At 72.1% G+C, this 14,638-nt stretch carries 12 protein-coding genes; 6 read left to right on the top strand and 6 right to left on the bottom strand.

Annotation, left to right across the window (positions count from 1 at the left end; all coding sequences use genetic code 11):
• Positions 1–17 precede the first annotated feature (17 nt).
• Positions 18–401 (top strand): YidH family protein, encoded by a 384-nt coding sequence (locus tag ABD329_RS23980; protein WP_309142992.1) that lies wholly within the window; start codon positions 18–20, stop codon positions 399–401.
• Positions 402–419: 18 nt separating this feature from the next.
• A complete protein-coding gene (locus tag ABD329_RS23975) occupies positions 420–758 on the top strand; it encodes a DUF202 domain-containing protein (protein ID WP_344316872.1) in 339 nt (112 codons plus the stop codon).
• A 254-nt stretch (positions 759–1,012) separates the two neighbouring features.
• On the opposite strand, the gene ABD329_RS23970 is transcribed toward ABD329_RS23975, so the two are convergent.
• Positions 1,013–1,939 (bottom strand): NADP-dependent oxidoreductase, encoded by a 927-nt coding sequence (locus ABD329_RS23970; protein ID WP_344316871.1) that lies wholly within the window; start codon positions 1,937–1,939, stop codon positions 1,013–1,015.
• A gap of 551 nt (positions 1,940–2,490) precedes the next feature.
• Between ABD329_RS23970 and ABD329_RS23965 the strand changes: the two genes are divergently transcribed.
• Both ABD329_RS23965 and ABD329_RS23960 read left to right on the top strand, forming a co-directional pair.
• On the top strand, positions 2,491–3,513 hold the full coding sequence (locus ABD329_RS23965) for a phosphotransferase family protein (RefSeq protein WP_198282153.1): 1,023 nt from the start codon (positions 2,491–2,493) through the stop codon (positions 3,511–3,513).
• A 7-nt stretch (positions 3,514–3,520) separates the two neighbouring features.
• Positions 3,521–4,735, top strand: coding sequence for an acyl-CoA dehydrogenase family protein (locus ABD329_RS23960; RefSeq protein WP_198282154.1), 1,215 nt, complete (start codon positions 3,521–3,523; stop codon positions 4,733–4,735).
• Between the two features lie 128 nt (positions 4,736–4,863).
• Here the strand turns inward: ABD329_RS23960 and ABD329_RS23955 are convergent, their stop codons facing one another.
• The 4 genes from ABD329_RS23955 to ABD329_RS23940 form a co-directional block, all read right to left on the bottom strand.
• Positions 4,864–5,457 (bottom strand): TetR/AcrR family transcriptional regulator, encoded by a 594-nt coding sequence (locus ABD329_RS23955; RefSeq protein WP_037950214.1) that lies wholly within the window; start codon positions 5,455–5,457, stop codon positions 4,864–4,866.
• Between the two features lie 30 nt (positions 5,458–5,487).
• Positions 5,488–7,131, bottom strand: a complete 1,644-nt coding sequence (locus ABD329_RS23950; protein WP_344316869.1) for a class I adenylate-forming enzyme family protein — start codon at positions 7,129–7,131, stop codon at positions 5,488–5,490.
• Positions 7,132–7,210: 79 nt separating this feature from the next.
• Positions 7,211–7,990, bottom strand: coding sequence for an SDR family oxidoreductase (locus ABD329_RS23945; RefSeq protein WP_198278476.1), 780 nt, complete (start codon positions 7,988–7,990; stop codon positions 7,211–7,213).
• A 163-nt stretch (positions 7,991–8,153) separates the two neighbouring features.
• Positions 8,154–9,194, bottom strand: a complete 1,041-nt coding sequence (locus ABD329_RS23940) for a LysR family transcriptional regulator (RefSeq protein WP_198278477.1) — start codon at positions 9,192–9,194, stop codon at positions 8,154–8,156.
• 299 nt (positions 9,195–9,493) lie between these two features.
• Between ABD329_RS23940 and ABD329_RS23935 the strand changes: the two genes are divergently transcribed.
• Positions 9,494–10,807, top strand: a complete 1,314-nt coding sequence (locus tag ABD329_RS23935; RefSeq protein WP_198278478.1) for a serine-threonine protein kinase — start codon at positions 9,494–9,496, stop codon at positions 10,805–10,807.
• A 51-nt stretch (positions 10,808–10,858) separates the two neighbouring features.
• Here ABD329_RS23935 and ABD329_RS23930 read toward each other — a convergent pair whose 3' ends face one another.
• Entirely contained in the window at positions 10,859–13,690 is a 2,832-nt protein-coding gene (locus ABD329_RS23930; protein WP_198278479.1) for a penicillin acylase family protein, read from the bottom strand.
• Between the two features lie 201 nt (positions 13,691–13,891).
• Between ABD329_RS23930 and ABD329_RS23925 the strand changes: the two genes are divergently transcribed.
• Positions 13,892–14,503, top strand: coding sequence for a hypothetical protein (locus ABD329_RS23925; RefSeq protein ID WP_198278480.1), 612 nt, complete (start codon positions 13,892–13,894; stop codon positions 14,501–14,503).
• The last annotated feature ends 135 nt before the right edge of the window (positions 14,504–14,638 follow it).

The following is a 14,638-nucleotide window of genomic DNA, read 5'->3' as shown; positions in this document are numbered from 1 at the left end:
GCGGCGGGCGCACGTCGGTGGTCTCGGACATCCGGCTGTGGTTCGCGCCGGAGCGGCTGCGGGAGGAGGGCGACACCCCCGACTACCGCTTCTCGCTCGCCAACGAACGGACCTTCCTGGCGTGGTTGCGCACCGCGATGGCGCTGGTGGGCGGCGGGTTCGCGGTCGACCAGTTCCTTCCGGAGACCGGCCGCCCGCTGCGGCTCGCGCTGGCGCTCATGCTGCTGGCGGCCGGCGCGCTGTGCGCCCTGCGGGCCATCAGCCACTGGGTCCGCTGCGAGCGGGCCATGCGGCGCGGCGAGGACCTGCCGACGTCCCGCTTCCCGATCGCGCTGGGGCTCGCGGTCGGGGTGGTCGCACTGCTGATGGTGATCGTGGCCGCCTTCGGGTGGGGTGGGTGAGCCGGGAGGTGTGAGGCGATGCCGGAAGGGAATGGGACCGACGGATCCCGCACGCGGGACCGGGACCCCGGCCTCCAGCCGGAGCGGACGCGGCTGGCGTGGCGCCGTACGACGCTGGCGTGCGCGGTGGCCGCCTCGCTCGCGGGCCGGCAGACGCTGCACGGCGGTATCGACCCGGTCTCGCTCGTGGTCCTGGCCCTGGTGGTGCTGGCGTGGCTGGCCTTCCTGACCCTGGCCCACCACCGCATCCGGGCCATGCACGCGCCCCGGCCGCCCGCCCTGTCCCCGCGGGCGGCCGCGGCCGCGGTCGCCTGCACGGTCGCACTGGCGGTGCTGGGGGTGGCGACGCTGCGATAGGGGTGGGCGGGGCGGGGTACGGAGCTCATCGGCTGGCCGGTGCCGGGGCCCGGGGCTCCGGGGTTCCGGGGCTCCGGGGCCCCGGGGGTGCAGGTTCCGGGGCTCCGGGGCTCCGGGGGGCCTGAGGCGAAGCCCAAGCGGGGACCCGCAGGCGACCCACCCGCACCCGCGATCCGGGGCGGAGCTCCGGTGGGGGCAAGGGGCGGAGCCCCTTGTTTCGGGGTGGGGGAATGGCCCGCCGCAGGCGGCTCGGGTCAGTCCACCGTGAGGGCGATCTTGCCCCTGACGTGGCCCTCCATGCTCAGCCGCTGCGCGTCCGCCGTCTTCTGGAGGGGGAAGACCGCGGAGACCTCGACGCCGAGGGCGCCGCGTTCGGCGAGGTCGGTGAGGTCCTGGAGGTCGTCGGGGTCGGGGCGGACGAAGACGTAGCGGCCGCCCAGGCCGAGCACGGCCGGGTCGGCGATGGAGGCCAGGCGGCCCTCGGGGGCGAGGAGTTCGGAGGAGACGGCGAGCGCGTCGCCGCCGACGAGGTCGAGCACGGCGTCCACCCCGTTCGGGGCGAGGGCGCGGACCCGGTCCGCGAGCCCGTCCCCGTACACCGTCGGCTCGGCCCCGAGCGCGCGCAGATACTCGTGGTTGCGCTCCCCCGCCGTGCCGATCACCCGCGCCCCCATGTGCCGCGCCAGCTGCACCGCCATCGAGCCGACCCCGCCCGCCCCCGCGTGCACCAGCACCGTGTCGCCCTCGCCGACCCTCAGCGCCCGCACCAGGCACTGGTACGCCGTCAGGCCCGCCAGCGGGATGCCCGCGGCCTGGGTGAAGGAGAGGTTCCGCGGTTTGCGGGCGAGGGTGCGGACGGGCGCGGCCACGTACTCGGCGCAGGTGCCCCGGGAGAGGAAGTCCTCCCGTACGTACCCGATCACCTCGTCACCGGGCTGGAACTCCGTCACCGCCGGGCCCGGCCGCTCCACCACCCCCGCGACGTCCCAGCCGGGGATGACCGGGAAGACCGCGTCCAGGACCGGTTCGAGGTATCCGGCCTGCGCCTTCCAGTCCACGGGGTTCACGGCGGCGGCCTTGACCCTGATCAGCACGGAGTCGGGGCCGACCTTGGGCTCCGGCCGCTCCCCGTACTCCAGGACCTCGGGACCGCCGTAGCGGCGGTAGCTGATGGCCTTCATGGTGGCACTCCTCGCGGTCTTCGCGGTTCGTGGCGGGTTCGCGGTCGGTTTCGCGGGTTCGCGGCTTCCTTCCTGGGTTCGCGGCTTCCTTCCTGGGCTCGCGGCTTTCTTCGCGGGTTCCCCGTCCCGGCCTGTTCTTGCCCGCTCCTCCCCTTCGACGCTCCTGCTCGCCCCCCGCCACCGCAAATCGCACCCACCCGCACCCAGCCGCACCCCGCGCCGCCCGCTACGCCGGGCCCTGCACCGCCAGCGGCGGCAGCGCGGCGCGCGGCTCCACCCCGCCGAACCAGAAGCCCAGCAGAAACGCCCCCCGCCCGGGTCACCCCGCCCGGGTCACCCCGCCCGGTGGCCCCGCCTGCGTCACCCCGCCCGCGTCACCCCGCCCGGGCCCCGCCGCGTATCCCCTCGAACCGCCACGTCACACGCCACATCACACACCCCGCACCCGAGGCCCACTGGACTACATACCGACTGGTCGGCATCATGAGGCGGGACGAACGGTCCGCCCGTTCCCCGGATACGAGTACGAGTACGAGTACGAGAGAGGTTCGATGAACGCAGGCAATCCCCCAGGACTCGACCTCGAACGGCTCCGCGCCCATCTCGACCGCGAACGCGCGGGGCTGGTGCGCGGGCCGCTGAGGGCCGGGCTGATCGAAGGCGGCCGCTCGAATCTCACCTACACGGTCACCGACGGCACGTCCCGCTGGGTGGTCCGCCGACCGCCGCTGGGCCATGTGCTCGCCACCGCCCATGACATGGCGCGGGAGCACCGGGTGATCAGCGCCCTGCACCCGACGGCCGTGCCGGTGCCGGAGCCGGTGCTGCTGTGCGAGGACGACTCGGTCATCGGATCGCCCTTCTACGTCATGGAGTTCGTCGAGGGCACCCCGTACCGCACCGCCGAGCAGCTCGCCGGCATCGGCCCGGAGCGCACCCGGGAGGTCGTGCTCTCCCTCGTCGACACGCTCGTGACGCTGCACGCCGTCGACCCGGCCGAGGTCGGGCTCGGTGACTTCGGGCGCCCGGAGGGGTTCCTGGAGCGGCAGCTGCGCCGCTGGGGCAAGCAGCTGACCGCCTCCCGCAGCCGTGAGCTGGCCGGGATCGACGAGCTGCACACCCGGCTCGCCAAGGCGCTCCCGACCTCCCCCGCGCCCACGGTCGTGCACGGCGACTACCGGCTCGACAACGTCCTGGTGAACGCCGACGACCGGATCACCGCGATCCTGGACTGGGAGATGTCCACGCTCGGCGATCCGCTGACCGACCTCGGACTGATCGTGATGTACAGCGGTCATCCGAATCTCGCCGACTCCCCCATCTCCTCCACCCAGGGCGCCCCCGGCCACCCGTCCACGGACGAGCTGATCCAGCGCTACGCCGAGGGTTCGGGGCGCGATGTCAGCGGCGTCTCCTGGTACACCGCCTTCGCCTACTTCAAGCTGGCGGTGATCCTCGAGGGCATCCACTACCGCTACACCCTCGGCCAGACCCTCGGCGCGGGCTTCGACCGCATCGGCGACATCGTCCCCGCCTTCATCGACCACGGCCTCACCACCCTCCAGGAGAGCTGATCCCGTCATGGACTTCGCATTCGACGCCCGGACCGAAGAGCTCCGCGCCAAGCTGCTCGCCTTCATGGACGAGCACGTCCATCCCGCGGAGGCGGTCGCCGAGCGGCAGCGGGCCGCCCTCGACTCCCCCTGGCTGACCCCGCCGATCGTCGAGGAGCTCAAGGCCGAGGCCCGCCGCCAGGGGCTGTGGAACCTCTTCCTGCCCGACGCCGAGTACGGCGCGGGGCTGACCAACCTCCAGTACGCCCCGCTCGCCGAGATCACCGGCCGCAGCCCCCAGCTGGCCCCGACCGCCCTGAACTGCGCCGCCCCCGACACCGGCAACATGGAGGTGCTCGCCCAGTTCGGCGACGACCAGCAGCGCAAGCAGTGGCTGGAGCCGCTGCTCGCGGGCGAGATCCGGTCGGCCTTCGCGATGACCGAGCCCGAGGTCGCCTCGTCCGACGCGACCAACATCGAGACCCGGATCGAGCGCGACGGCGACGAGTACGTCATCACCGGGCGCAAGTGGTACATCTCCGGGGCGATGAACCCCGACTGCAAGATCTTCATCGTGATGGGCAAGACCGACCCGGAGGGCGCCGATGTGCGCCGCCAGCAGTCCATGGTGCTGGTGCCGCGCGACACCCCGGGCGTCGAGGTCCGGCGGGCGATGCGGGTGTACGGCTACGAGGACCACTACCACGGCGGCCACGCCGAGGTGGTCTTCGACGGGGCGCGGGTGCCGGTGAGCAACCTCATCGGCGAGGAGGGCGGCGGTTTCGCCATCGCCCAGGCCCGGCTCGGCCCCGGCCGGATCCACCACTGCATGCGGCTGATCGGCATGGCCGAGCGCGCCATCGAGCTGATGTGCCGTCGGGCGGTGGCCCGGCAGGCGTTCGGCAAGGCGCTCGCCCAGCAGGGGCAGGTGCACGAGTGGATCGCGGACGCGCGGGTGGCGGTCGAGCAGCTGCGGCTGCTGGTGCTGAAGACCGCCTGGCTGATGGACACGGTGGGCAACCGCGAGGCGCACACCGAGATCCAGGCCATCAAGATCGCGACGCCGCGGACGGTGGTGGAGATCCTGGACCGGGCGGTGCAGTTGCATGGCGCGGGTGGGGTGAGCCAGGACTTTCCGCTGGCCGAGTTGTGGGCTGCGGCGCGGACGTTGCGGCTCGCGGACGGGCCGGATGAGGTGCACCAGCGGTCGCTGGCGCGGCGGGAGTTGAAGCGGTACGTGTAGCTGGGGCGGGGCGGGGTTCGCGGGGGCTCCGCCCCCGTTCCCCCGGCCCTCAAGCTCCCCCGGCTACCGCTGTGAGGTGCCCCCCTGGACGGGCTGGATCTTCCAGCCCGTCCGGCGCTCGAGGACACTTACGGCCGCAGCGCGCGCATCAGCAGATCGGCCAGGTGGTCGGCGACCTCCTGGGGGGCCCAGCGGCCGCCGGGGCGGTACCAGGTGCCCAGGTGGTGGACGGAGCCGAAGTGGTAGTCCACCACCAGGTCCGCCGGGGTCCGGGTGCTGAACACCCCGGCCCGCTGCCCCTCCTCGATCAGCGCGCGGAACCGCTCGTGGTAGCGGCGCCGCTCGGCACGCACCTGCTTGTGCTTCTCCGGGCTGAGTTGATGCATCGACCGGAAGAAGATGGTCGCGTCGTCGAGGTTCTCGATGGTGGTGACCACGACATCGGCCGCCGCCTCCCGCAGCCGCGTCTCCACCGGCGCGTCCGCGTCCGCGAAGGCGTCCAGCCGCTCCTGCTGGAGCCGGAGCACCCGGCCGTAGATCTCGTGGAGCAGATCGTCCTTGGAGCCGAAGTAGTGGTAGAGCGCGCCCTTCGTGACGCCCGCCGCCTCGACGATCTCCTGTACGGACGTCCGGTCGTAGCCCCGCTCCGCGAAGAGGCGGGTGGCAGCGGCCAGCAGCCGCTGTGGCACCGGCTGTCCGTCACCGTCCGTCGCTCTGGCCATGGTCGCCACCCGTTCTCTTCCTCTTCTCTCTCATCCTCGCAGTTCCCGCCGGAGGATCTTGCCACTGGTCGTCTTCGGGAGTTCCGGCAGGATCTCCACCTCGCGGGGGTACTTGTACGCGGCCAGTCGCTCCGCACAGTACGCGGACAGCTCGTCCGGTGTGACCTCGGCCCCTGATCGCAGGCTCACATACGCCTTGACCGTCTCGCCGCGGTACGTGTCGGGTTTGCCGACGACGGCCGCCTCCCGCACGGCGGGGTGAGTGTAGAGCACGTCCTCGACCTCGCGCGGCCACACCTTGAACCCCGAGGCGTTGATCATGTCCTTCTTGCGGTCGACCACGTACAGCCAGCCGCCCTCGTCCATGAAACCGATGTCGCCGGTGCGCAGTTCCCCGTCGGGGAGGGCGGCCGCGGTCGCCTCCGGGCGCCGCCAGTAGCCGGGCACCACCATCGGGCCGCGGACGACGATCTCGCCCTGCTCGCCGAACGGCACGTCCCGCCCCTCGTCGTCCGCGATGCGCACGACGGTGTCGGCGCCGGGGACGCCGACGGCGAGGGTGCCGGAGACGGGGTCGACGGGGGCGCGGACCCCGGGCGGGACGCTGGCGCAGGGCGCGGTGCACTCGGTGAGCCCGTAGCCGTTGTGCAGATACGGGCCGAAGCCGGACTGGAACCGCTCGACCAGCGCGGGCGGCAGCGGGGCGCCGCCGGAGGAGATGATCCGGAAGGACGAGAAGTGGTCGCGGGTGGCCCGGGGGTGGGCCATCAGCGCCATGAAGGCGGTGGAGGGGCCCACGGTGTAGACGGGGCGGTGCTCGGCGAAGGCGTCGAGGACGACGCCGGTCTCGAAGCGGTAGGCCAGGGCCAGGGTGCCGGCTCCGGACACGCACGCGCACAGCTCGCAGACCATGCCGGTGATGTGGAACAGCGGGGCCAGCGCGAAGATGGTCGACCCGGTGGGCAGCTCGTGGAGGAGGTGCTGCCGGTCGGCGTTGTAGGAGATGTTGCCGTGGGTGTTGGTGGCGCCCTTGGGGGTGCCGCTGGTCCCGGAGGTGTAGCTGATCAGCGCGATGTCGTCGGGGCTCGGGGCGGGGACGGACGGCGGGCGGGCCCCGGCGCGGGCGACGGCGAGGAGGTCCTCGGTGTCCTCGGGGACCGGGATGGGCCGGTCGCGCAGCACCCGCTCGTCGTCGCGGGTCTGGAGGTCGCGGGCATCGGCGGTGAGCGCGATGCGCACCGGGGACGCGGCGGCCGTGTCGCGTATGTAGTCCTCCCAGCCGTGGCGGGAGCAGACCAGGGCGCTCACCTCGGCGTCGCCGAGGATGTGCGCGAGCTCGGCGCCCTTGTACATGGGGTTGACCGGGACGACCGTGCCGCCCGCCTTCCACGCGCCCAGCAGCGCGAGCACGAAGTGCGGGGTGTTCTGGAGCATGATCGCGACGCGGTCGCCGGGCCGGAAGCCGCGCTCGGCGAGGTGGCCGGCTATGCCGTCGGAGAGCTCGTCGGCCTCCCGGTAGGTCAGCCGTCCGTCGAAGTAGGCGAGCGCCGGGTGGTCGGGGGCGGTGCGCACGGCGTCCCGGAACGCGTGCAGCGGACTCGGCCGCGGGACGATCGGCCGGCGCTGTTTCTCATTGAGCTGAGCGAGCCATGGCTGGTCCTGGTACGTGGTCATGGGTGCGGCCCTGTCTCGACGGGGGTGAGGGTGGTGGGGCGGGAAGGTACGGAAGACACGGGAGCGCCGGGCCGCGGGGTCAGCCCGAGCCGGACGCCGCCTCGAGCTCTTCGAGCTTGCGCTGAAGCTTGTTGATGCCGCCCAGCCAGCGGTCGGTGTCACCGGCGCGGGCGGCGTAGTGGCGGGCCACCTCGGGGTGCGGAAGGATCAGGAAGCGCTCCTCGTCGATGCCCGCGAGAACGGCGTCGGCCACCTGTTCGGGCTCGATCGCGGTGGGCGCCAGCACCAGCTCCCCGGCGGTCCCGGAGGCGGTGAGCATGTCGGTGCGCACTCCCTGCGGGCAGACGGCGTGGACGCCGATGCCGCGGTGGCGGTAGGTGGCCGAGAGATATTCGGCGAAGGCGAGCGCGGCGTGCTTGGAGACCGCGTACGGCGCCGAGCCGATCATGGTGAGGATCCCGGCGGCGGAGACGGTGGCCACGAAGCGGCCGCTGCCGCGCTCCAGCCACTCGGGCAGCAGCTCCCGAGCGGCCCGCACATGGGCCATCACATTGACGTCCCAGGACTGCTGCCACACCGCCTCGTCGGCCTCGGGGCCGCCGTCGTGGCCGACACCCGCGTTGGCGCAGAAGATGTCGATGCCACCGCCCAGCGCCTCGCGCGCCGCGGGTACGACACCGGAGGCGTCACCGGGGACGGGGATCCCGCCGATCTCCCCGGCGACGGAGGCGGCCTTGGCGGCGTCGAGGTCGTTGACCACGACCCGGGCGCCCTCGGCGGCGAAGCGCCGGGCGAGGGCGGCGCCGATGCCGCCGCCCGCTCCGGTGACCACTACACGCGCCCCACGCACGGTACCCACGATTCGCAGCTCCTCGGCTCGGCTCGGATCGGCTTCCGCCCGGCTCGGCTCCTGTCCGGCCCGGCTTCCGCCCAGCAGACTAACCAGTCGGTATGTGTCAACGGAAGAGGCACATCTGCCACCCCGCGGACGGCCGAGGGGTTACCCGCCGACGGCGGGCGGGTTACCGGCCGGGGCGCTCCTTGCGCATGACGCTGCGCCACCGCGCGTTCTCCCCGGCGAGCGCGCTCCACAGCACATTGAGCGGATGGTCGGCGTCCTGCGCGGTGCGCTCACCGGCCCGTACGAACACCCCGACCAGCACTTCCAGCTCCGGCCCCATGCCGTCGGTCAGCTCCAGGGTGCGCAGCCCGGCCCCGGCCCGGATCCGCCCGTCGGCCACCGCGTCGCCGATGCCCTCGGTGACCAGCACACAGCCGCGCAGCACTCCGGAGGAGAGCAGCTCGAGGCCGTACTGCACGGTGTCGATCTCGGCCGCGATGTACAGCTCCTGGCGGTAGCGGGCGCCGAACCAGCCGCGCAGGAAGCCGGGTATGAGGCCGTCGGCGGAGACCGCGAGCGGCAGCCGGGGCAGCTCGCTCACCGGGACCGAGGGTCCGGGCAGCTCCTCGGCACCGAGGTTGGTGACCAGGGAGAGACCGCTGCGCCGCCACTCCATCACCTCGAAGCCTCCCAGCCGGTCGTCGTGACCCGCCGTGGTGAGCACGCTGCCGCAGACCAGGTCGAGTTCCTTGGCGTCGAGCCGCTGGAGCAGATCCCGGGTGCGCACATGCTCGACCTTGAGCTCGACGCCCCGGCCGTCGAATTCCTCGGTGACCAGCTCCACGGCATTCAGCAGAAAGCCGAGGGTGTAACGGGTGGAGCCGACCACGAGCCGGCTGCCGAGCCGGCGGCGGCAGTCGTGCAGCCCCTCCCGCCAGTCCTCCAGGGTGCCGCGGGCGAGTCCGGCGAGGGACTCCCCGGTCGCGGTGAAGAGCACATTCTGACTGCGCCCCCGTTTGACCACCAACGGCTCTCCGCACAGTGCGCCGAAGTTCCGGTTCAGGGTGTCCAGTTGTTTCTGCACACTGGACTGCTCCCGCCCCAGCAGCCGGGCGGCGCCCAGCGCGGTGCCCGCCTCATGGACCGCGAGCAACGTCCTGAGCTGGTCCATCGTCATGTCCAGCAGCGCCGTCGGGTACTGCCATCGATCCTTTAAGGGCATTCCGGCCTTCCGCTCGAAGAGTATTCGGCACCCCAATGACGTTTCCGTTCGCAGCATAGTGCAGCGTCTTGTCATGAACTGATCCCGAGAACAGCGGCGATATTCTTCCGATGGATATTCGGGAATTCCCTATCGCAGGATGGTGACGGAGCCCGGCATTCCAGGTTCCCCCCGTCCCATTCCGGGTAAGTCGAACGGCTGGCCGATTGTCCGACGGCGACCGTACGCGTGTCGTATGGCCAGCGGTCGGGGCAGTTGGGACGATGCACGCACATCGGACCATCCGAGGGGAAAGAACGATGACGGGGATGAGCGTAAGGCCGTACTGGGAGCTGAGATTCGACGCGGACGGGGACGTCGACACCCGGCAGCGGGACCGGCTGCTGGAACAGGCCGCTCAAGCGGAGCTCACCGATCTGGTGGTGTTCTCGCACGGCTGGAATAACACCCGGACCATGGCCACACGACTGTACGACCGCTTCTTCGCGCCCTTCCCGGGGCTGCTCGGCGAGGCGGGCCCGGCGCGGCCGGGCTATGTGGGAGTGGTGTGGCCGTCGATGCGGTTCGCCGACGAGTCGCTCGGGGGGTTACCCCGGGAAAAGGCACCCGGGGAGCCGCCGGGGCTCGACGCGGACACCCACCGGGCGCTGGACGTGGTCTTCCCGAGGCGGCAGCAGATCGTGGCGCGCCTCGCGGAACTGCTGGCCGAGCGGCCGGAACGGTTGGCGGCGCTGGACGAGTTCGCGGTGCTGGTGCGCGGTCTGGTGCGGGTGCGCGGGATGTCCGGCGGCGCGGGGGACGCGGCGGACACGGACGCGGAACCGGACGAGGACGGCGTACCGGCGATGTTCGGGCAGGACGTGACGGAGGTCTGTGAGCGGTTCGCCGCCGCGCTCACCGAGGCGCGCGGGAAGACCGACGCGGAGGACCGCGCCGTCTTCGACAGCGGCCTCGGCGGCCTCTGGGACGGGGCGCACGAGCTGCTGCGCCAGGGGACGTACTACGTGATGAAGCGGCGGGCCGGCACCGTCGGGCGCGAGGGCCTCGGGCCGGTGCTCGGCGCCCTCGCGGCCCTGCGGACCGCGCCGCGGATCCATCTGGTCGGCCACAGCTTCGGCGGCCAGCTGGTGTCGTTCGCGCTGACCGGGCTGCCCGAGAGTGCCACGGTGGCGTCGGTGACCCTGCTCCAGGGGGCGTTCTCGCACTACGCCTTCGCCGGGCGGCTGCCGCACGCGGCCGACCGCGGCGGGGTGCTGCACGACGCCCGGCGCCGGGTCAGCGGACCGCTGGTGTCCTGCCATTCGCGCCATGACACCGCGCTGGGGCTGCTGTATCCGGTGGCGTCGCGGGTGTCCTGGGACGATGCCTCGCTGCTGCCGGGCGACATCCGCTGGGGGGCGATCGGGTACGACGGCGTCCAGGCGGTGGACGGCTGCCCGCGGCTGGAGCTGGCCGAGGCGCTGGACGGCCCGTTCCCGGCCGGGGGCTGTGTGAGCGTCGATGTCTCGGAGGTGGTCCGGCACGGCGCGCCGCCGGCCGGGGCGCACAGCGACATCTGCCATGCGGAGCTGGCCCGGGTGGTGCTGCGCGCGGGCCGGATCGGAGAGGGGTAGCGGACCCGGGAGCGGGGCCCCGCCGGATGCGAGGCCCCGCTCCTCATGGCCTCAGCGGTGCGCCGGGAACTCCACGACCTGCTGGAAGGTGGGCCGGTTCTGCCAGCTGATCTTGTCGTGGGTGAGCCCGCCGACGGGCCGGTGGATGATGGCGTCGGCACACCACTGGTCGCCCGCGGAGCAGTTGTCGTCCCCCGGGTAGACCTGGGCGGCGGTCTTGCCCACGGCCGTCTTCAGGCTGGTCAGCAGGGCGTCACGGCAGGCGCTGAGCTGCCCGCCGCCGCAGTACGGGCGGGCCAGCGGGCCCTTGACGTCCTCGCCGAGGACCGTGCGCAGATCCTTGTCGACATAGGACCACCAGCCGTACTGGAAGGACGACCCGGCGTGCGAGCCGGTGGGGCCGTGCCCGGCCGAGGGTGATTCGTCGACGGCCAGATTGGCGCGCAGCGCGTCGTAGAGCCCGTCGCCGAGGCCGGACTTGAACTCGGCCTCGACCAGCAGCGGCCACCAGGCGTCCATGATCCGTACCGCGTCGGCATGCCCGTAGGTGTGCGAACCGGCGCTGGTCTCATGGCGCTGTGAGCCCGCCGACTGCCAGGAGTCCAGCTGCTGGACGGCCGTGGCCAGCTGGGGATCGTCGATGGGCCGCGAGCGCACCACCTTCAGCAGCTCCGGCAGTACGTCCTCGCCGCGCAGATCGGTGACGGCGGCCTCGGCCATGGCCCGGGTGAGCGCGGAGCGGGTGACACCGCCCTTGCGGACCAGGGCGCGCACCCGGTCGTCGAGGAGGTTGCCGCGGTGCACCGAGCCGTTGCCGAAGCCGGCCGCGCTGTAGTCCTTGGCCAGTTTGTTGTTCCAGCTGATGTAGTAGTCCTGGTCGATGGACTGGGGGTGTTCGGCGGGCGGGGTGGCGGCCGCGGTGTTGTCCTTCGGGTCGAAGTCCCGCCACTCATAGGCGGTTTCGGCCTTCACCGGCAGCGAGGAGTCGACGTCCGCGGCGCGCACGGGGTTGAGCCCGCTGTTGTAGTACCCGGTCTGCCGGGAGTCGGCGTAGAACCAGTTGAAGGTGTAGTTGATGTGCTGGGCCGCGCTCTGGAAGGACTTGGCGTCGGTCACATAGCCGGGGTCGTTGAGCATCTGGAAGCCGATGATGGAGTCGGCCTCGTGGCGGTAGGTGGAGCGCAGCATGGTGTAGGCCACCGGTTTGCCGCCGACGGTCGCGCGATGGGTGACCAGCCCGTACTTGGTGCGGTAGACCTGCATCCGGTACGAGCCGGCGGCGGTGGAGTCGGCGAGGGTGGGCTTCCAGGCGTTGCGCCGCTCCAGCTTGTCCATCGCCACGCAGTCGCCGCGATAGCGGTAGTACGTGGCGTCCAGGTGCGGCGCGGAGCCGTCCGGGGAGCACAGCTCGACCGCGTAGGTGTCGGTGATGTCCTGGGCCGAGGTGGTGGCGCTCCAGGCGTAGTCCTGGCCCCGGCCGAGCTGGACGTACATCCCGACCCCCGCGAACGAGGCGCCGCGGGCGCTGATCCCCGGCCCCTGGATCTCCTGGAGCATCAGCAGCTGCGGGGCGAAGTAGCCGGTCTGGGGGCCGAAGACGGCCACCGGGTGGCCGCTCGAGGTGTACTTGCCGGAGACCACGAGCGCGTTGGACATGCCCTTCTTGCGGCTGAACAGATCGCGGGGCAGCACCCCGTCGTCGTAGATGCCGCGCAGCGGCTCCAGGGACGACTTGGGGGCCTTGACCCGGGTGCGGGCCTTGGTGGCGGCGCCGCCCTCGCGGTCGTAGACGAGCTGTTCGGGGGTGACCGAGCCGGGGTCGGGCAGGGCGGTGCCCTTAGGCGTAGCGGGCTTGTCCGCGTACGGGAAGCTGCCGTCGCGCACGGTCAGCACCGCCTCCGGGTCGTTGCGCTCCCGGAAGGACTCCCACACCTCGGTGCCCTCGGCGAGGCCGTACTTCTGCTGGGCGGCGAGCAGCGAGAGCGCGCCCTCCACCTCGCCGCCCCCGCCGTTGCCGAAGAGCGCGCCGACGACGGAGGCGAGGGCGATCAGGTCGGTGAGCTTGAACGGCTGGATCTCACCGGCGTTGGTGATCGCGTCGATATGGCCGGTGAGCACGTACTCACCGGGGAAGTACCGGCCGTCCTTGGACTTCTTGGCGTAGGCGTTGATGCCGTCGACATACGCTTGGGCGTCGGCCAGCGCCTGGCGGCCGCGCTCGCCGCCGTGGGTGAGGATGTAGTCGATCTGCGCCTGGTAGTCCGCTTCGGTGTACGGCGCCTGGCGGAAGAAGTCCTGCTCCAGGCCCTGGTTGGCGGGGGCGCCGCCGGCGAAGGGGGTCAGCTCGCCGCGGCCCACGTGGCGGAAGAGGTCCATGAGCCACAGCCGGTCCTGGGCTGCGGCGTATCCGGCGCCGAACTCGGTGCCCTCGCGGGTGGTGCCCTGGATGTGCGGGACGCCGGTCTTCTTGTCGCGGGTGATCGTGACGTCGTCGCGCGGCTTGGTCACGGAGGCGACCTGGTCGGCGGGGACTCCGAAGGAGGAGTCGTTGAAGAAGCCGTTCAGCTTGTCGTCGGTGAGCGTGGGGTAGCCGCTCGCCAGATTGCCGTACGGGCCGAGCTGGTCGGTGCTGTGCTCCGGATGGGTGCCCAGCACCCGGTTGGCGAGGATGTCGGCGAGGGTGGCGTTGCCGGTGGCGCCCGGCGGGAGGATGTCGGAGCACTGGCCCCGGCAGTAGTCGGTGGCCGCCGCGGCGGGTTCCGCCCGGGCGGGCTGGGGCACCGGGGCCGCGAGGGCGATGCCGAGGCCGAGCGCGGCGGCCGCGGCGAGCACGGTACTGGTGAGCTTGCGGGTTCTGGTGGGCCTGGGGGTTCGTCGTCGCATGTGCGCTCCTCCCGATTGCCGTCGGACGGAGGTTACCGGCGGTATGAGCGGCCCGGAAGATGAGCGGGCGTCAACTTCTTTCCGCTTGTGGACGGATGAGGACTGCCCGCGAAGATCCAGGGAATTCGATGGATCCGGATCGCGCTGCGTTACGTCCATTCGACAACGAGTCGGGTCCGCAACACGCGGAGGTGGTAGGAAGTGGCCGGTTTCAGAGCACTGGCACGAGAGGTTCGCAATCCACGCAGACACATCACCGCTCGGCGCACATCGCTGCGCAAATGCCTGGAACGGTTCGCGCCGTACGGGCACCGGGCGACCTGGCACCATCTGTGCACCCGCTCCGGGATCACCCCGGAGGACCGCAGGCCGGACCCCCTCCGACTGCTCACCGCCCTTGAGGAGCTCGAGGAGGCCCGCACACTGTGGCTCGCGTACGAGGCGGACTTCGCCGCCCGGCGCAGGCAGGAGAAACTTCTCGGCATCCGGCAGCCGAGCGCTGTCGACGACTGGCATCTGCGCACCTGGGGCGGATGCGACATCATTCCCTGCGAGAGCCCCTCGACCCATCCCGGCGACCGCCTCGCGGATGTGCTGCGACGGCTGATCGCGGCGATGGAATCGGGACCGGGGGCGGCCTGCCCGGTCTGCACCCGACCGGGCCTGGTCTGGCGCGAGGACCTGGACCGCTATCCCTCGGCCGGGCCGGTCTGCGCGGACTGCGGCATCGTGGTGCCGCTGCCGCTGCTGACCACCGAGGCCCTGACGGAGGCCCGGCGGGTGGTCCGGATGAGCCGGTACGCCGCCGTATGACACCCGGCCGCCCCGGCCGGGAGCGCGCTCGTCGGAACCTTTGACCCACCGGACGACCGGCGAGCGCGCCGGAATCCCTGAGACCGCCGTCGATCACCGATGGCCACTGACGCTCGCCGTCGGCCGCTGACGCAC

Origin of the sequence: Streptomyces javensis, from assembly GCF_039525925.1 — a bacterium.
GTDB classification, from domain to species: Bacteria; Actinomycetota; Actinomycetes; order Streptomycetales; family Streptomycetaceae; genus Streptomyces; species Streptomyces asiaticus.
Note: the sequence above shows the minus strand (reverse complement) of the source record. Positions and strands in the feature narration are given on the sequence as shown.